Annotated in this window: 11 protein-coding genes and 1 pseudogene; 1 reads left to right on the forward strand and 11 read right to left on the reverse strand. The window is 39.6% G+C overall.

Going from position 1 to position 19,157, the window contains the following annotated elements; all coding sequences use genetic code 11:
* The 9 genes and pseudogenes from DSM106972_RS22595 to DSM106972_RS22635 all read right to left on the reverse strand — a co-directional run.
* The coding region (locus tag DSM106972_RS22595; RefSeq protein ID WP_127082837.1) for a non-ribosomal peptide synthetase at nt 1-4,116 on the reverse strand (4,116 nt) is incomplete at its 3' end.
* Nucleotides 4,113-8,921 carry a type I polyketide synthase gene (locus tag DSM106972_RS22600; RefSeq protein ID WP_127082838.1) on the reverse strand — a complete coding sequence of 1,603 codons (4,809 nt, stop codon included), beginning with the start codon at nt 8,919-8,921 and terminating at the stop codon, nt 4,113-4,115. The genes DSM106972_RS22600 and DSM106972_RS22595, both read right to left, overlap by 4 nt.
* A 51-nt stretch (nt 8,922-8,972) precedes the next feature.
* Nucleotides 8,973-10,238 (reverse strand): cytochrome P450, encoded by a 1,266-nt coding sequence (locus DSM106972_RS22605; protein ID WP_233787328.1) that lies wholly within the window; start codon nt 10,236-10,238, stop codon nt 8,973-8,975.
* A gap of 74 nt (nt 10,239-10,312) precedes the next feature.
* Nucleotides 10,313-10,564 carry a beta-ketoacyl synthase N-terminal-like domain-containing protein gene (locus DSM106972_RS22610; protein WP_127082839.1) on the reverse strand — a complete coding sequence of 84 codons (252 nt, stop codon included), beginning with the start codon at nt 10,562-10,564 and terminating at the stop codon, nt 10,313-10,315.
* Between the two features lie 32 nt (nt 10,565-10,596).
* Nucleotides 10,597-11,874: a cytochrome P450 gene (locus DSM106972_RS22615; RefSeq protein WP_233787327.1), complete on the reverse strand. Its 1,278-nt coding sequence runs from the start codon at nt 11,872-11,874 to the stop codon at nt 10,597-10,599.
* Nucleotides 11,875-11,898: 24 nt separating this feature from the next.
* Complete coding sequence (locus DSM106972_RS22620; RefSeq protein WP_127082840.1) at nt 11,899-14,025, reverse strand: AMP-binding protein; 2,127 nt, start codon at nt 14,023-14,025, stop codon at nt 11,899-11,901.
* 65 nt (nt 14,026-14,090) lie between these two features.
* Nucleotides 14,091-14,261: pseudogene (locus DSM106972_RS53680) on the reverse strand (MFS transporter); the annotation flags it as partial.
* A gap of 25 nt (nt 14,262-14,286) precedes the next feature.
* Nucleotides 14,287-16,488, reverse strand: a complete 2,202-nt coding sequence (locus tag DSM106972_RS22630) for a vanadium-dependent haloperoxidase (protein WP_127082841.1) — start codon at nt 16,486-16,488, stop codon at nt 14,287-14,289.
* A gap of 208 nt (nt 16,489-16,696) precedes the next feature.
* A complete protein-coding gene (locus DSM106972_RS22635) occupies nt 16,697-17,140 on the reverse strand; it encodes a cupin domain-containing protein (protein ID WP_127082842.1) in 444 nt (147 codons plus the stop codon).
* 520 nt (nt 17,141-17,660) lie between these two features.
* Between DSM106972_RS22635 and DSM106972_RS54960 the strand changes: the two genes are divergently transcribed.
* Nucleotides 17,661-17,873, forward strand: coding sequence for a GNAT family N-acetyltransferase (locus DSM106972_RS54960; RefSeq protein ID WP_127082843.1), 213 nt, complete (start codon nt 17,661-17,663; stop codon nt 17,871-17,873).
* 99 nt (nt 17,874-17,972) lie between these two features.
* Here DSM106972_RS54960 and DSM106972_RS22645 read toward each other — a convergent pair whose 3' ends face one another.
* Both DSM106972_RS22645 and DSM106972_RS22650 read right to left on the reverse strand, forming a co-directional pair.
* Complete coding sequence (locus DSM106972_RS22645) at nt 17,973-18,371, reverse strand: RidA family protein (RefSeq protein ID WP_127082844.1); 399 nt, start codon at nt 18,369-18,371, stop codon at nt 17,973-17,975.
* 195 nt (nt 18,372-18,566) lie between these two features.
* The coding region (locus tag DSM106972_RS22650; RefSeq protein WP_201800767.1) for a hypothetical protein at nt 18,567-19,157 on the reverse strand (591 nt) is incomplete at its 5' end.

The raw sequence follows: 19,157 nt of genomic DNA on the forward strand, positions 1-19,157 counted from the left end.
GTTGAGGGTAAAAGTATAAGTTGAACCAGAAAAAGTTTGCACGCTTGGGCGAGTTCGGTCAGTGGGTAGTTGCAATAACTGGGGAGCGCCTTCCAATTGCTGCTTCCAGTAATCAAGTTGAGTTTGCAACCACTCTCCACTCAACCATTGTCTCTGCCAAACTGCAAAGTCTGCATACTGAATAGGTAATTCCCCTAAAGGAGAATCTTCTCCCAAGCAAAAAGTTTGATAGAGAGCAGATACTTCTTGAATAAATACTCCCATTGACCAACCATCACAAACAATATGATGCATGGTCAGCAACAACACAGTTTCTGATGCTGCTAACTGTAATAAAGTACACCTAACTAATGGCGCCTTCTCCAAGTTAAAGGGGGTAATTGCTTCGCTATAAGCTTGTTGAGCAACTGAAGTTTCACGCTCTGTTAGTTCCATTTGTTGTAAGTCCACCAAATTGATGTCAATCGTAACTTCTGGGTGGATGACCTGTACTGGCGTATCATTAACTGTTTGAAAGCTCGTGCGTAGTATAGAGTGACGTTGTATTATTTGCAATAATGCTTCTCTCAGGGCATTAATATCTAACTCACCACTGATATGCACAGACAAGGGCATGTTATAAGTTGCACTTGCTCCTTCTAGTTGGTTAAGGAACCATAGTCTTTCTTGTGCCCAAGATAGTGGTAACTGTTCTACTGAATCAAATGTACTGGTAATCGCAGGAAGACTTAACCCTTGATGGCTAATTCTTAATTGCTCTAAAGTTTGACCTAGTTGTGCAACAGTCGGAGACTCAAAAACTGCACGTAGGGGTAGTTCAACCTCAAAAGCTTGCCTAATTCTCGATATTAATTGCGTTGCAAGTAGGGAATGTCCTCCCAATTTAAAGAAGTTGTCGTAGACGCTGACCTTCTCAACGCCGAATACATTTGTAAAGATGTTAGCAATAATTTCTTCACTGGCTGTACGGGGTGCTATATATTCACCTTCTCGCTCCCACTCTCCACCAGGTGCAGGTAGTGCTTTGCGGTCTACTTTGCCGTTGGGTGTTAATGGTAAGGTGTCTAATATCACAAAGCTACTGGGCAGCATGTATTCTGGCAGCTTCTTTTGAGTTAGCTCGCGTAATTGGTTGCTGGTAAGTGAATTTTCTTGAGCAACAACATAGGCAACTAATTTTTTGTTACCAGGAACATCTTCTCTAGCGATGACTACGACTTGTTGAACTTGAGGATGGGTTTGTAGGACTGATTCGATTTCTCCAAGTTCGATACGGTAGCCCCGTACTTTGACTTGATTATCGATGCGACCGAGGTATTCAATATTGCCATCACTTAAGTAGCGGGCTAAGTCTCCTGTTCTATACAGACGTTTTGATTTAGAATTGTCGAAAGGATTGGGGATAAATTTATCGGCAGTTAATTCGGGCTGGTTGAGGTAGCCTCTGGCTAAACCATCACCTCCGATATAGATTTCTCCAGGTACGCCGATGGGTACTGGTTGTAGGTATTTATCCAAAATGTATGTTTGGATATTACCAATGGGTCGTCCGATAGGAATTGGTGACTCCGTATCACCTAGAACAAACCCCGACAGGTTAAATATAGTCGCTTCTACCGTTGTTTCCGTAGGACCGTAGGCATTAATTAACTGTGGGGATTTTTCCAGATTCTTCACGTACTTTTGCCATAGACGGATTTTTCCTGGAAGTACTCCTTCTCCCCCTATAATTACCAGTCGTACTGATGAGGGTAGTATTTCGTTTGTCGCCACCAATTCAGAAATTAACTGTTGCCAATATGCTGTTGGCAAATCCAAAACTGTCAGCTTCCACTCGCGACACTTTTCTACAAACAGGGAAACAGAATTTAGTATCTGCGAAGTGCGTAGTATTAATATTCCACCACAAGTTAAGCAGGGATAAATTTCTTCGACAGAAACATCAAAACTGATAGAACTAAATTGTAGAATTCTATCCTCGAAGCCAATCCCATACTCAATCTTAGCCGAAGAAATAAAATTTACTAAAGACTGATGTTCAACCATTACCCCTTTAGGCGTGCCTGTAGAACCAGATGTATAGATTACATACGCTAAGTTATTAACTTGAACTATAGCTGACAAATTTTTATCGCTATGAGTACTAATAATTTGCGAGTCGGTATCCAAGCAAACAACTTTGGCTCCAATCTCTGGAAATGATTCCAAATATTTTTGCTGGGTTAACAGCACTGAAACCTGAGAATCGCTCAAAATATAATTCAAACGTTCTTGGGGATAGCTGGGGTCAAGAGGTACATAGGCGCCACCCGCTTTAAGTATCCCCAACAGTCCCACCACCATCTCGATAGAACGTTCCACACAAATACCTACTAATACTTCTGGTTTAACCCCTAATGTTTGAAGGTGGTGTGCCAATTGATTGGCTCTGGTATTTAATTGTTTGTAGGTTAATTGCTCATCTCCAAACACCACAGCCACAGAAGAAGGAGTTTTTTCTACTTGCTGCTCAAATAACTCATGGATACATTTATCTTGGGGGTATGCAGTAGCAGTATGATTCCATTCCACCAATAATTGATGCAGTTCTGCTTGACTCAATATAGATAATTCGCTGACTTTTTGTTGAGGATTGGACACAATTGCTGACAGTAAATTCTGGAAATGACCAGTCAGCTGCTCAATTGTTTCTCTATTAAACAGGTCTGTGTTATACTTAAAAGCACCAAAAAGCGATTTATTAGCTTCAATAATGTCTAAATCTAAATCAAACTGTCCTTCCTGTTGCGCTATTTCAAAAGGCTCTAGCAATAAATCACCCCTTTGAACTTGAGTACCAGTTTCTCTTTGTGTCAATAATTCTATTACCGAACCAAGCTGTGCTTTTTGCAAGACAAAAGACGCTTGAAAAAGTGGTGAACGGCTTTGGTCGCGCTCTGGTTGCAATTGTTTAACTAGTAATGGAAAGGGATAATCTTGATGTGTGATTGCTCCTAATACCGTAGAGCGGACTTGAGATAAAAATTCTTGAAAAGTAGGATTACCAGAAAAATTCGCTCGTTGCACTACCGGATTCGCAAAGTAACCGACTATCTGCGCGAATTCAGCTTTGCTCCTACCTGCGGTTGGAGAACCCACCAAAATATCTTCCTGACCCGTGTAGCGATGAAGCAGTACCTGAAAAACTGCCAAAATAACTATATAAAGGGTTACTCCTTCAAGCTTGGCTAATTCTTTCAGCTTTTGCGTCAGTTCTGGAGACAACTTAAAGGAATAAGTGGCCCCATTATAGGTTTGTACTGGAGGTCGAGGTCTGTCAGTCGCTAAATTTAATACAGGCAATTCACCAGCTAACTCTTGCTGCCAATATACCTGCATACTTTCTTTTTCAGAACTATTTAATAATTGAGCTTGCCAATTAACAAAATCTTTGTATGTAGAATTGATTGGTATCAAAGAAACTGCAACTCCATCTTTTTGACCTGCGTAAAGAAGAAGCAATTCATCTAAAAGTATCCAAATAGACCATCCATCGCAAGCAATATGATGGATGCTAAGTAACAGAATATAATCTTGATCTGTTATGTGAAATAAAGTTACTCGCGCTATCGGTCCTGTTTCTAAATTAAAAGGACGTTGATGTTCTTTAATTACTTGTTGCTTCAATTCATCAACGTTTAAATTTGAAGCATCCACCACCTCAAAGCAAGTCTCGTAATTACTATGAATTTCTTGAACTAATTCACCGTCTTGCTCCCTAAAATTTGTACGTAACATAGGGTGGCGAGCTATTAAAGATTCAACAGCCAGTTGCAAAGCTTTAACATCCACATGAGAGCAAATACGGAATGAAAATGCGACATTATAAGCTACACTTAAAGGTTCTAGTTTATATAAAAAATATAGTGCTTGCTGCCCGTAGGAGAGTGGAAAAGTATTAGAAATTGCAACACTGCTTTTGAGAAAGTTTATAATTTCCGGTTTACGTTGCTTAATTTCACTTAATAGTGTTGGAGTTAATACCTCTTGAGGCGCCTTATAGCGCAGTTTATCACCATCAACCCACAGTTCTACATTTTGTGAAGAAAGATTTTGAAGAAACTCGGTTATATTCATAATTCACCTTCTATAATATTATTGAAATTGGATGTAGTTACTTGTATAGATTCTTCTAGTGTCGATTTAATTTTTGTGATTTGCTCGTTTATGTATATGGCAATATCGATGATGTTGAGGTTTTCCATGAATTTCACTACAGGTATCTCTACATCAAAACAAGCTTGAACCCAATTCCTTAATTCGATAGCTACTAATGAGTCAAGTCCCATGTTGTTCAAATGTTGATGTAAATCTACCTGCTCAGTTGAACTAAAACCGAGAACTTTGGCAACTTGGGAACGGATATGAGTTGCCAACAGTGTCTGTCTTTCATTGATAGGAGTCTCTTGTAATCGCTGGAAAAACTCATCTTTATGCTGTAAAAATTTTGACTGCGATACCTCTAACAACTGGTCTATTTTTTTCCACTCACAGAGAAATGACTTTCTCTTATCATTCACTTCGATATTTTCTTCTATTGTTACTGCTGTTACTGCAATTTTTTCCAGCAGCGCACGCTTACCTCTAACTTCATAAATATCTTTAAACACTCTCCAATCAACATCTACTATTGTTGCTCGAGCAGAAGCTCCTTTAATAGCAATTTCTAAAGCAGTAAGAGCAAGGTTTGGCTGCATAGCTTTAATTCCCAGTCGGCTTAAAAACTGCTCTGCTTTACCCACAGCCATACCAACCTCAGCCCAAGGACCCCAATTCACGCTCAAAGAAGGTAAACCTAAACATTGGCGGTAATCAGCTAATGTATCCAAGAAATAGTTCGCCGCTGCGTAATGAGCTTGTCCTTTTGACCCCCAGACAGAAGCTATGGAAGACAAGCTAACAAAAAAGTCTAGCTCTATATCTCTAGTTAACTGGTGCAAATTCCAACCTCCTAAAAGCTTAGGACGAGTCACAGACTCAAAATCGCTCCATTTCATGGATGTTATCGGTTGATATCCTACTACACCAGCTGCATGAACAATACCACCTAAAGGTGGCATTGCAGCTTTAATTTCTTGCAAAACTTTGACTAAATTCGATTGCTTGCATACATCGGCTTGGGCTACTAAAACCCGAACACCAGTTTGCTCCATTTTGGCGATAGCTTGCTGCGCTTGTGTCGATGCTCCACTTCGTCCAATTAAAACCAAGTGAGTTGCTCCCTGCTCTACCATCCACTCAGCAATTTTGAGTCCGAGGGCGCCTAACCCACCTGTAATTAAGTAAGTAACATCTTTCTTGTTAGCAACAAGCGAAGTAGTTGGATTAGTCAGATCTATATTTTTTGGTACTACACGAGCTACGTAACGTCGTCTCGAACGTAAAGCAATGTGGTCTTCTCCTTGAGAATCTGCAATCTCTGCTAAAATCTCAACTGCTTCATCATCGTATGGTTCGGGCGCCAAATCGAGCATACCTCCCCATAACTCTGAATGTTCAAGCGCTATTACTCCTCCAACACCCCACACTGGTGCTTGGACTACATTTGGCGGCGTAGAATCAATGGCAATTGCCCCTCGCGTTACTATCCATAGAGCAGGTGACTTATTACACTTTAATAACGCTTGTACAAGATGCAGTATACTACCACAAATTCCTTTCTGTGCTTGTTCTAAACCAGAGAGTGTTACTTCTTGTGTTGGAGTAACATTTAAACTCCACAAATGAATTACTCCCTGTAAAGGTTGTTGGTTAGGAATCAAGGCTTCATGCAGCAAACGCTCAAAATCTTCAAGGTGAGATGGATTGACGCTCCAATTAGTATTTAAACGCTGATAAAACTCTCCTGGGTAAACTAACAAACAATTATTACCTTGTTGTTGCAAGGTTTGTGCTAAAGAAGTGCCTAAATTACCTTCATCGCACAATATTAGCCAAGTTCCAATTTCTCTAACATAATTACTATGTTTATTTTGGTAACGTTGTTTAAGTTGCCACTCTACTTTATAAAACCAATCTTTGATAAGTGTAGAATTTATTTCCTGTTGGTGACATTTAACAAGAACGGACAATAGTTGAGGTAAGTCTCTCCGACGCGATTCATCAAATTCTGCTGCTAACCGTTCGGTTAACTTTTGTATATCTCCTTGATGCAATAAGTTTATAATAGAGGTTTGATTAACTTCTTTTTTACTTAAACTTTCGTTTACGGCTGTTTCTGGCAACCAATAACGCTGTCTTTCAAAGGGATAAGTAGGTAAAGCAACTTTTTGATGAGTGTAGTCTTTTTCAAATCCTTTCCAGTCAACAGATACACCATTTATATATAGTACTCCCAAACTTTCAAGTATTTGCTGCCAATCAGTTTGAGGTGAACGCAATGAAGGAAGCCAAACTCCAACATCCTCTAAAAGACATTGACGTGCCATACCTAACAAAATTGGTTTCGACCCAATTTCTAAGTATATTTTATAACCAAGTTGATTTAAGCAGGTAATACTATCAACAAATCTAACTGGTTGGAGGATATGATTTAACCAATATTCGGGTGTGCAAATAGTATCATCTGCCCTTTGTCCAGTCACGTTAGAAATTAGGGGAATTTTAGGCTGATTGTAAGTAACTTGATTGGCGATCACTTCAAAATCAGCCAACATCGGCTGCATTAACGGTGAATGGAAAGCGTGGGAAACATCGAGTTTTTTAAATTTAATTTCCTTGTCGCTCAAAAGTTCGCAAATCGCTCTGATAGCTGGGGTTGAACCGCTAATGACCGTACTACTAGGCCCGTTAAAAGCAGCAATCGCAACTTGCTGGCCATAACCAGCAATCAAGGAGTGTATTAAATTAGAGCTAGCCATCACCGCCACCATTTCACCAGTAGGTGGTAACTCCTGTATTAGCTTACCCCGATATGCAATCAGTTTTAGAGCATCTTCTAAACTGAAAACCCCAGCAACGCAAGCAGCAACATATTCGCCAACACTGTGACCAAGCACCACATCTGGTTTAATACCCCAAGATTGCCACAATTGTACTAAAGCGTACTCTATGGCAAACAGGGCTGGTTGAGTGTAAGCAGTTTCATCTAATTTTGAATCGGAAGATTGAGTCTTTGGATATAAAATTCCCAGCAAGGAAGTTCCTAAATAAGGGCGCAAAACCATATCGCAAAGGTCGAGGGTTTGTCGAAATATTGGTTGGCTCTCGTAAAGTTGGCGCCCCATATCCACATATTGCGAACCCTGACCGGTAAAAAGGAAGGCTACTTCCGGGTGCTTGTTAGCATTTACCAGCCCACTTACTATTCCCGTAGTTTCCCTACCATCAGCAAAAGCAAGAAGGCGTTCACGTAACTGTATATTAGAATCAGCTACCACAGCCAAACGACTTTCAAAATGCGTTCGCCCTGTATTAGTAGCAAAGCAAACATCTGCGACTGATGCTGTTGAATGAATTAAAAATTCTTCATAACTTTTTGCTAAAGAACGTAATGCATTCTCGCTTTTAGCTGATAACGCCAAAAGATGCAAAGGGCGTTCAATTAATTCTTGATTTTGATTTTTAGCTTTTGAGTTTTCAAGTTCTAAAGGTGCTTCTTCTAAAACAATATGTGCATTTGTTCCACCATAACCAAAAGAACTAACACCAGCTAAAGCCGGAAAATCGCTTTCAGGCCAAGCTTCTAACTTCTGCTGAACTCGTAAACAGATTTTGTCAAAAGGAATATAAGGATTTGACTTTAAAAAATGCAGGCTAGGAGGTATTTTACGGTGTTTTAGTGATAGCGCCACTTTAATTAACCCAGCAATTCCAGCAGCTGCCTCTAAATGACCAATATTAGTTTTAACTGAACCTACAGCGCAATAACTACCATCTTTTCGATTTACAGAAAGTACCTTTGTTAAAGCCTTCATCTCCATAGGGTCGCCCAAACTTGTACCTGTACCGTGAGCTTCTATGTATTGAATTTGACTAGGAGAAACATTAGCCTGTCGATAGGCTTCTCGAAGAACAGCTTGCTGTGCCTGTGGATTTGGAGCAGTAAGACCATTGCTATGTCCATCTTGATTAACAGCACTACCACGAATAACAGCATAAATTAAATTACCATCAGCCACAGCTTGTGATAACGGCTTTAATACCACCACACCAGCACCTTCACTACGAACGTAGCCATCAGCACCAGCATCAAAGGTTTTGCAGCGACCATCAGCAGCCATAAAACCACCTTGTGAAAAGCTTGCCGTTACCCACGGTGACAACACTATGTTAACACCAGACGCGATTGCGAGGCTTGATTCTCTATTCCATATGCTTTGACAAGCAAGGTGAACCGCGACCAAAGAAGAGGAACAAGCAGTATCAACTGCTATGCTAGGTCCCGTGAAGTTAAATAAATAAGAAATACGATTAGCTGCAATACAGTTATTGTTACCAATAATTGCATAGGCATCCAAATCGACAGAACTTCTGATCAGGTGTTCATAATAATCGTAATTGGAAATACCGACAAAAACACCTGTTGGCGAACCGGAAAGGCTTTCAGGAATTAATGCGGCATCTTCTAATGCCTCCCACGTCACCTCTAGCAACAATCGTTGCTGCGGATCCATGCTTAATGCCTCGCGAGGAGCAATTCCAAAAAACTGCGAATCGAACTGCTCTAACTGCTCTAGAAAACCACCCCAACGAGTATTCATTTTACCTGCCTTCGTTGGGTCGGGATCATAAAAAGCTTCTATATTCCATCGAGAAGCAGGAACCTCACTAATAGCGTCTATACCGTTGCACAATAACTGCCAGAAGGCTTGTGGATTCTTGGCACCAGGAAAACGACATCCTATACCAACGATTGCAATTGCTTCTTCATGCATTTTCATTTTTGTAACTTATTGTTGCTAAACTAACTGCTAAAAAATTCAGTTATTTTATTAAGAAAAATTTACAGGAAGAGCCTTTAATCCTCGTAAAAAACTGTGATTACGCCATTCCAAAGTATTAGTAGCCAATTGGAGATTAGGCAGTCGTTGAATAAGAGTATTAATTGCGACTTGGCCTTGAACTCGTGCTAATACAGCACCTAAACAATAGTGAATACCACCAGCAAAAGCAAGATGTCGATTATCAGCACGGGTAAGGTCAAGGCAATCCGGTTCAGAAAATTGCTTAGGGTCTCGATTGGCTGCTCCTAAATACATAGTGATGCGATCGCCTGCTTTAATTTCTTTACCTCTAATTTCAACATCTTTGATTGCAATGCGGGAAATTGCTTGAACTGGACTATCGTAACGCAGCAGTTCCTCTATAGCATTGTAAATCATTGTCGGTTGCCGTTTAAGCTTCTCTCTTTGGTCGGGATGATGTAACAATGTCAACATTCCATTCCCAATCAAATTAACTGTAGTTTCTTCTCCAGTAATAAACAATAGTATACAGATTGATAAAATTTCGTCGTTAGTTAACTTGTCACCTTCATTCCTAGCAGTAATCAGAAAACTAATTAGGTCTTGTTGTGGTTCTTTTTCCCGTTGTACAATCACTTCACGAAAAGACTCTGTAAATTTGAGTACAGTCTCATTCATCCGAGCCAAATCTGAGAGTGAATTGAATTGACAGAATATGCCAGAAATATCATCTGCCCAGTCATGCATTTGATTTTGAAACTCTTTTGGAACCCCTAATATTTTGGAGATAATGTACATGGGCAAAGGGTAGGCAATTTCAGATATAATATCTATACTGTCTTTACGTTGGACATTCTCAATTAATTTATCCATTATCTCCTGAATTTCAGGTCGCAAACGCTCTACCATCTCTGGATGAAAAACTCCACCAATCAAAGAACGTATCCTAGTATGGTCAGGTGGTTCTAGAAATGTCAACCACTTGCTACTAGCTCCTACCAAGGCATTAAGATTTTGATGACGATTTTCAAGGTAAGAAGTTTTATTATTAAGCCGTTCGGGTAAGTTATCACTACAAAAACGTGGGTCGCGCAGGAGAAATTTGATATCATCATAGCTAGTTAATACCCAGGTACCAAGAAAAGTTCGATGTACGGGTTCTTCAGCACGGAGACGATGATAAGTAGGATAAGGATTTGCGTGAAATTCTTTATCCGAAGGATTAAAACGAAACTTGGTTTTTTCAGAACTAATAGCTTCAGCCTCTCGGTTTATATCAAACATTGACTCCATCGCAACACCTCCTAAAATCAATTTAATTTATATTGAGGATCCAACAACTGGCATTCTGCTTCTAAATACTGAGCTTAAAGGCTCACGGGGAGCATTACAAAAAATTGAGGGTCGAACTGGTCTACCTGCTCAAGAAAACCACCCCAACAAGTATTCATTTTACTTGGCTTTGTTGAGCTAGGGTCGTAAAAAGCTTCTATATCCCATTGAGAAGCAGGAACTTCTGTAACGTTGTACAACAACTGCCAGAAAGCTCCTAGACTGTTGGCATCAGGAAAACGATATCTGATACCAACAATTGTAATTAATTCTTTATAAAGTTTCATATTGATAATGACTAAATTAATTATTAGCAAATTCAACTGTTACAGTAAGAGAAAGTTACTGGAAGAGACTTCAATCCTCGTAAATTAATGTTAGTGCGCCATTCCAAAGTATCAGTGTACAATTGGAGATTATGTAGTCGTTGAATAAGCGTATTAATTGCGACTTGCGCTTCAACTCGTGCTAATGCAGCACCTAAACAGTAATGAATACCATCGGCAAAAGCAAGGTGACGATTATCATTACGGGTAAGGTCAAGGCAGTCCGGTTCGTAAAATTGTTTAGGATCTCGATTAGCTGCTCCTAAGTACACAATTACTTGATCGCCTGCTTTAATTTCTTTATTTCCAATTTCAATATTTTCAATTGCTGTGCGAGAAATCCCTTGAATTGGACTATCGTAACGCAGCAGTTCTTCTACAGCATTTTGGATAATTGCCGGTTGCTGTTTAAGCTTCTCCATTTGCTCAGGATGATGTAACAATGCTAACATCCCATTCCCAATCAAATTAACTGTAGTTTCTTCTCCAGTACCAAACAACAGCATACAAATTGACAAAATTTCGTCGTTACTTAGCTTGTCACCTTCATTCCTAGCAGTAATCAGAAAACTAATTAGGTCTTGTTGCGGTTCTTTTTCCCGTTGTGCAATCACTTCACGAAAAGACTCTGTAAATTTGAGTACAATCTCATTCATATGAGCCAAAGTTGAGAGTGAATTTAATGGGTCAAATATGGTAGAAATCTCCTCAGCCCACTTGTACACTTGGTTTTGAATCTCTTCTGGAACCCCCAACATCTTGGATATCACACGCACGGGCAAAGGACGGGCAAGTTCAGATATAATATCCATACTGTTGTTAAGCTGGGCATTGCCAATTAACTCATCCACAATATGCTGTATTTGAGGCCGCAAACGCTCTACCATCTCAGGATAAAAAAATTTGCCAACTAAAGAACGCATTCTAGTATGGTCAGGCGGTTCTATATATAGCAACCACTTGCTACAAGCACTTACTAAAGCATTAAGATTTTGATGCCGATCTTCAAGGTAAGAATTTTTATTTTTGAGCCGTTGCGGCAAGTTGTCGCTACGAAAATTTGAGTCGCGCAGGACAAATTTAACATCAGCATAGCGAGTTAGTACCCAACTACCCAGAAAATTCCGATGTACAGGTTCCTTGGCACGAAGGCGATGATAAGTAGGATAAGGATTTATATGAAATTCTTTGTCAAAGGGATTAAAATGAAACTTGGTTTTTTCAGAACTAACAGCTTCAACCTCTTGGTTTATATCAAACATAGACTCCATCGCGACATCTCCCAAATATCAACATTATTTATATTGAGGTTTTAACAAATTGCATTCTGCTTCTAAATACTGAGCCAAAACTTTAATATTGGGGTATTCCCAAAAAAGGGTAGGTTCAAGGTCGCAATCTAACCATTGAGCCAACTCTCCCGTCATAGTAACTGCCACTGATGAATCTAGACCGTATGAAGCAAAAGCTTGCGTAACATTTATTACATCTGGAGATACTTTCAAGTACTTCGCTAAATTAGAAACAAGCCAAGCAATGATTACTTTTTGCGTTGCAGGGTTGGGTGATTTTTGGTTAGCCTCATGCTGATTGTGTTCTGATAATTGTTGTTGCTTTACTGCATTTTGCAGTTGCACGGTAATAGATTCAATCTCTTCTTCGAGTTCTAGCAAGTTTATTTCCTGAAAGTCCGTAGTCCATTCTCCAACAACATTTAAATTTCCATTTATAAAAGCAAGTCGGCACGCATAGCGCTGAATCTTCCCACTAGAAGTTTTCGGGATACTCGCTGTCTTTAATAGTACAACAGCATAAACTTGTAGTTGGTGCTGCTGTGAAATTTCTTGACGGATGCGGGTAACTACCTCCGTTACATCTAGCTTTTGTAGGTAACTCCGCTCTACTTCAGTAACAATAACTAGTTTTTCAACACCATCTACCTCAAAAGAAAATGCTGCCCCACAATTAGGTCTTAGTGCAGGATGACTGTAAGAGACTGTCAGTTCAATGTCTTGAGGATAATGATTTTGCCCGCGAATGATGATTACATCTTTTATTCGACCAGTAACGAACAACTCCCCCTCATGCAAAAATCCCAAGTCTCCTGTACGTAAAAAATGGCGCCCATCAGCATTATACAATTGAGCATAAAAAGTTTTTTGTGTCAAGTCCTGTTGATTCCAATAGCCACCAGCGACAGAAGGGTTTGATACCCAAATTTCTCCAATAGAATTCTCTAAACATGGAGTTAAGGATTCTGGTTCAACAATTAAAATTTCCTGCTCTAAACATTCACCGCAACCCACTACAGCCCGCGCCGTAACTTCTTGATTATTGTCAATCATTACAACTTGGTTTTGCTCAAATGCCGCTCGTGAGACGTAGCGAACAACAGGCGAAGCTAATTTTTTACTTCCAGAAACAATTAAAGTAGTTTCAGCCATCCCATAGCAAGGATGGAATGCTTCAGGGCGGAAGCCACAATCAGCAAAAGTGCGAGCAAACAGTTCAAGGGTTTCTGGGCGAATTGGTTCGGCTCCAGTAAAAGCAATTTCCCAACTACTTAAGTCAAGTTCAGACCGTTCTTCCTCTGTAATCTTACGGCTACAAAGGTCATAAGCAAAATTAGGACCACCACTAGTCATAGCTTGATAACGAGAGATAGCTTTTAGCCAGCGCAAAGGCTTTTGTATAAATGCGACTGCTGGCATTAAAGTCATTGTGCTGCCTATATATAGTGGTTCTAGAATTCCTCCAATCAATCCCATATCATGGTAAGGTGGCAACCAGCTTATAACTCGGCTGCTAGGCTCATGTGCGAAACTTTTTTTAATCAATTCACAGTTGTGTAAAATGTTGCTGTGACTAACCATTACACCTTTTGGTGTGCCCGTAGAGCCTGATGTGTATTGAAGAAAAGCTAACTCATGTGAAGACAAGTCCGGTTTTTGCCAGTCAAAGGCTAGGTCAAGAGCAATATTATCCGTCGCTAACCATTGTAAGGTGCCAAATTCTGGATTATCTTCACATCGGCTCTTAATCAACCCCAACATCGCTGTATTGGTAAGTGCGAAGGTTGCTTGAGCATCCGAAACTATTGCCTGTAACCTTGATAAATTCTGATTCGGTCGCGGTGGATAAGCTGGTACAGCCACAACAGAAGCATATAAACATCCGAAAAAGGCAGCAATAAACTCCAATCCAGGTGGATAGACAAGCAAAGCACGGCAACCCGCAGCACTCATACTTTGAAGCTTAGATGCAATTGCCCGTGCTTGTCGGTCTAGCTCTTTATAGCTCAAATGTAAGGATTCTGTTTCTCCGTCCTGCAAAAAAGTATAAGCAGTTAAATCAGATTGATTTTGCGCTCTCATACTCAATAGGTCTACCAAAGTTGAAATTTCAAGCCTTGTATCATTCATTGCTCTGTGTTATTGGATGAACAGCATTGGGGATAGAAGTTTAGATCGCAAAATTTCTTACTTTCATTACAAATTGACAAAACTTTGAGTTGCTCAGTAGTTAACCTTAAATCCTGTTGAATAGTTGTGGCAAGAGGAGCAATGTTAAACCAAATTACAAATGAGAGAAAGAAGGCAAACCAGGTTAAGTGAAGAATGCGATAGCGACCGCTAAATGACAATAATCCTCGAATCATCAAAAATCTCCTATGTTTGGTTTTGTTATTCTTTTGTAGGAGAAGCTAAAAAAGGATTATGACGCAAGAAGTACTGAGCAACTTGTTCACCTAAATTTATACCATTTTCGGTAGCAAAGCGGTGGTGTGCCCCTGCATAAATGCGACTGGTGCGTGCTTCATTTGCCGCTTGGGAGAGGCTGGTGTAGGTACGACTGACTTCTTCTAATGGTGTGCCATCTACCAAATCGTTACCATTGAGAGAACGTAATGCATTTAGTAAACGGGCACTGTTCGGGTTTGGGTCGGCGCCAATGGTAAAGGTTTGTTTATCGCCGTAAAAGCTAGATAAAATATTGCTAGCAACACCAGCGACCGCAGAAGCCGCAGATGGGTGATCTGGGTGCTGGGGTGTATTTTCCCGTGCTGTCCAAGTGTTGTCATCCAAGTCAGCAGTGGATTCTAGTTGGTCGGCGTTACGGATGCTCGAAACTGGGCGCCAGAAATAATCTCTATCCCAGTTGATATCCCAAACATTCGCATAACCATCAGCTAGCGCCATATTCAGCGCTCCAAAGATATAAGCTGTATCTTCAAGCGAACTATTGTTATTAATAGCTAATTGTTGGGCTATTTTTTGCCAAGAATAGTTGGGTTGGTAAGTACCTTCAGCGTTTGCCCAAACGTGAGCAATGATTGTTCTATCAGCACTAGTTAATCCTAATCCATCGGGACGAGTCCGACCAAAATCATTACCTCCTGAACCTGAACCAAAACTGGCATCACTTAAGTCGGTATCATTAACTGCATTACCAACTACCCCTGCACCTACCGAGCGAGTCACACCATTTTCTGTGATGGTGCGGTTAAGGATGGAGACTGTACCGTTTCCCGGTAAGTCTAAAATACTACCATTCGCTTTCACTTCTGCAACACTGTCACGATAGCGGTCGCTATCTAACGCTGGTGGTGGTAATATATTGTTGCTGAAGAAGTCGGTTGATGGTAATACCCAAGCTTGATTAAGTTTGGCGACATCTGGAGATGCTAAACCGGAAAATTGACCGGATTCATTTAAGGAGTCTTCTGCACGGCGCCATGCTCCAGGGGTAGTTTTTGCAATACTGGTGATGGTTTTGTTGCCCTGAAGGTCAATTGCTTCAATTGGACTAGCTGCTCCAATTAAATTTGTACCGTCTTTTAATCTGCCAACAGTGCCGTTATTTAAAAGAGTAGAATTTCCATCTTGGAAACTTTTTTCATTGAGGTGATAATTATTTTCGATTCCATTTTGGTATTCTACGTTGAATCCTGGTACATTCACTCTTGTACCGTCAGCGTTGCGAAATGCACCATCGTTTGCCCGTAGTTCTAACAATCTTTGAGCGATGTTGCGCCCAAATTCTACACCTGCTTGTACGGCATCCGTATCACCACCAACTGCTGTCAAAGATGTATTCAAAGCTGCATCAAAAACTCTGGAAAGGAATTCTCCTGTATTTGTTGTTTCACCAGGAAAAGGACTAATATTACTTGCAGAAACAGGATTATCTGGGTCGGTGAATAACCTTTTAAGTATTGTATTAGCAGCAGATGCAACGGCGGCTTCAGCACTGGCGCCATCGGTAACTGTTGGTAATGTTTGTCCAATAGACTCTAAGTAAGTACTTCGGAAAGAAGTTTGTTTTATCGCTTGTACCGCATCAGCAATGGCTGTATGAACTAAAGCATAATAACGAGCTGAACGCGAACCTGGTACACTAGCATTTCTACCAGCATCAAACATCATCTCATTCCAGTCAATGACGGTATTACCAGCAGAAAAGATAGAAAAACTTTCTGGACTATTTGCCAATACACTAGCACTGACTCCATTTAAAGTTACAAAAGGATTGCGCTTAGAGCCTAATGGAAGGCTAACTACGGCGCCATTTTCTGTATCAGTTATACCTCCAGGTATATAGGGGTTAATAATATCGAGAAAAGTCAGCGGTTCATCAGAAATAATACCAACTTTATCTTTTCCAACTTCAAAGCCAGAAATATTGGCGCCTGCGCTCTTTATAACAAATACATCTACACCATTAGTACCAGTTAAAGAAGAACCACTACCGCCAAATATTACATTTTCTCCACTCCTACCAAAACTAATAGAATTAGGAATTAACCCAGAAATATCTAGGTGTGATGGTTGTGAAATATTACTTGCAATATCTGTACTAACACTAGATTGCTTTGATTCAAACATATTCGTACTCCTGCTACCTCTTTAATTACTACAGACCAAATGAACAAATAATTTCCTACCTGCGAAATTAACCGAAGAATATTGAACTCAAATTAGAGTTAAAAGTACTAGCAGTCTGGCTAGATACAACCGCGCTTTGATTTCTCTCGTGCTGATGTTTTGACCAGTAGGTGTCTCTAATCGATAGTTAGATTTGGCAGGATTATAATCAGGGCGCCAATCTACTTAGAACTAACAAATCTTCTTCATCCAACTCTACAGAAGTCCCACTACGAATAAGCTCGGAAAAATGCTCGTTTGGCACCATGATTGTTAAAGTATATAAACGTGTTGCGCCTGTATTTTTAATCATGTGAGTTCCTCTAGATGGTACTAATAAACTATCTCCACTTTTTATAGAAACATTTTTACCATCACAGATAGCTACCCCTTCTCCTTTAAGCACGAAAAACATTTCTACTGCCCATTCATGGCAATTTAGTGGAGTACTGCCACCAACGTCAAAAATTTCTACACAACAGGTTAAAGAGGTATCAGCGCTCTTTGTATCGAAAATAATTGCTAATCGATTTGAATCATTAGGACTAATTCGATAGACTTGATAGTCTTTGAGAGATTTCACAACAGGAATAACACAACTTTTAACTTGCATAAATATATTTCCTATTTCCTGTGTAATAGTTTTTAGCTCTACTACTTAATAGCGGGAACAGAGTTCAAAATATGCACTTTTTTAAAAAATATTGTTATACAACAGCAGTAAAAATAATTAATAACTTAACATCTATCAAAGGTTATAATTACATCTATATATAACTCATACTTTAGATAGATGAAATTATTTTTTTGGTCATAAATAATCTTTCACCCTTCTAACCTGTATTCCGCACCCCTAACTGTCATAAGTTCATTAGTACTTAAACTATTACCATCGAATAGTATTTATTAACTATATAATAACTGATTCTTGCGCTTTACTAAAACAAGTCCTTCTTACGTTGTTCGGATATTTCAGTAAATTTTATAAAAACTAAACTTTAGTTCAGTTTTTATAAAATTTAATATACTTTGAGGAATCAACGTAAAATTACTCCAACTTTACGAACTGCATATTTTAAGCAAAGCTACACCTAATTATAAGAAGAGATACAAAGGCGTTATTTTTTGGTTAACTGCTTCATCGTTATGTCGGTACAGTTCCTTTATCACGTAAAAAAGGCTTTGCTACAGCATTAATAAAAGCCGCTTTGCAAGAATCACGTGCAGCAGGATACCGTATTGCCACATTGCAAGCCTCTTTTATGGGTATGAATATTTATCGCCAAATTGGATTTAAAGAGTATTCTCAGATAGGTCTTTATTTGTGGACAGGTAAAGAAAGCTAATGGTAGTAAATTTTAGAGGCACCGATTTTAAGAGCTGTTTCGATAAAAGGCACCGCTCCCATTTCGGTGCAATACCCACTGGAATAAATCTCAATTCATCTATAATAGGCTAGCTACTGCCTCAACCTCAACAAGTAATGATGGTGATGCGAGAGAAGCTACACCAATACCAGTTACAGATGGACGAGATTCGCCTAAAAAGCTAGCAAGAATGGGAGCAAGAGTTTCCATATGTTCTCCAAGTTCACCTCGGATATATACGCGAACTTGCAATAACTGCTCGACTGATGAACCAGCTGCTGTTAGGACAATTTTAAGATTGTTAAGTGCTTTTCTTGCTTGTCCTTCGATCGAGTTCTCTGTGGTCTCATATTGATGATTCCAATCGACTTGACCAGATATGAAAACTAACCCTGATTCTGTATCGACAGTAGCCTGAGACATGCCAAAAGCAGCACCATCGTACAGTTTATGGGGATTAATTAGTTTTTTGCTCATGCTGCCCTCATAGTGGATTGGAGTGAATCTGTCAAATAACACAATACCATTTATTTATTTGACTTTTGTTGCAAAATTGATGAATAGCCGTTGCTGTGGTAGTAAGTAAAGTTTAGAACCAAATGATAGACGATTACTACCTGTTATTGACCTACACCTGTGGAGGTAGGATTCGAGATGCTACTTTTATTAAAGTCAGGCAGAAGTCATATTTGATTCATGTTGATGTGAGTTAAGGAATGGGGTAAACGTAACAGTATTCTCTAACGGAAAAGGAATAACGCTAGGGGAAAACGCACCTAACGTAGCAGTTAGTGAGTCTAGCACCTTGGAAAGTCCTAGATTAGAATCAGTTAGCAATGCATTGCCTAAATTGTTGTTTACGACTTCAAAAGAGTCATTGGGATTAGAATAATGTGCGAGATAATCTTCAACAAAATTACCAAGAGGGATGACATCTTTGAAGCCACTTGGGTCAATTCCATCGATAAAATTCAATTTGACAGTGACATCCGTAACATTAGCTCCATCAATAGGAAGTAAAATATCTTCTAATTGAAATGAGACAATATCGTTAATATCACCATTGACTGTGCGGGTGACAGTACTATCAAATTGGAAAGGAATAATTTTCGGTTCCACATCTAGATTAATGCTTAATGAGTCTAGCACCTTAGAAAGACCAAAATTGCTATCATTTACTAACGCTTGGGTAAGGTCACGATTGAGGACTTCATAAAGACCTGCTTCTACTGGATAATTTTCTAAAAAATCTTTAATGTAATT

The sequence above is a fragment of the Dulcicalothrix desertica PCC 7102 genome (genome assembly GCF_003991905.1).
In the GTDB taxonomy this organism is placed as follows: Bacteria; Cyanobacteriota; Cyanobacteriia; order Cyanobacteriales; family Nostocaceae; genus Dulcicalothrix; species Dulcicalothrix desertica.

What these genes read in the sequence shown, in the direction of transcription:
- DSM106972_RS22600 (WP_127082838.1), bottom strand. Translation starts at nt 8,921, where the DNA reads ATGAAAATGCATGAAGAAGCAATTGCAATCGTTGGTATAGGATGTCGT.
- DSM106972_RS22605 (WP_233787328.1), bottom strand. Translation starts at nt 10,238, where the DNA reads ATGGAGTCAATGTTTGATATAAACCGAGAGGCTGAAGCTATTAGTTCT.
- DSM106972_RS22610 (WP_127082839.1), bottom strand. Translation starts at nt 10,564, where the DNA reads ATGAAACTTTATAAAGAATTAATTACAATTGTTGGTATCAGATATCGT.
- DSM106972_RS22615 (WP_233787327.1), bottom strand. Translation starts at nt 11,874, where the DNA reads ATGGAGTCTATGTTTGATATAAACCAAGAGGTTGAAGCTGTTAGTTCT.
- DSM106972_RS22620 (WP_127082840.1), bottom strand. Translation starts at nt 14,025, where the DNA reads ATGAATGATACAAGGCTTGAAATTTCAACTTTGGTAGACCTATTGAGT.
- DSM106972_RS22630 (WP_127082841.1), bottom strand. Translation starts at nt 16,488, where the DNA reads ATGTTTGAATCAAAGCAATCTAGTGTTAGTACAGATATTGCAAGTAAT.
- DSM106972_RS22635 (WP_127082842.1), bottom strand. Translation starts at nt 17,140, where the DNA reads ATGCAAGTTAAAAGTTGTGTTATTCCTGTTGTGAAATCTCTCAAAGAC.
- DSM106972_RS22645 (WP_127082844.1), bottom strand. Translation starts at nt 18,371, where the DNA reads ATGAGCAAAAAACTAATTAATCCCCATAAACTGTACGATGGTGCTGCT.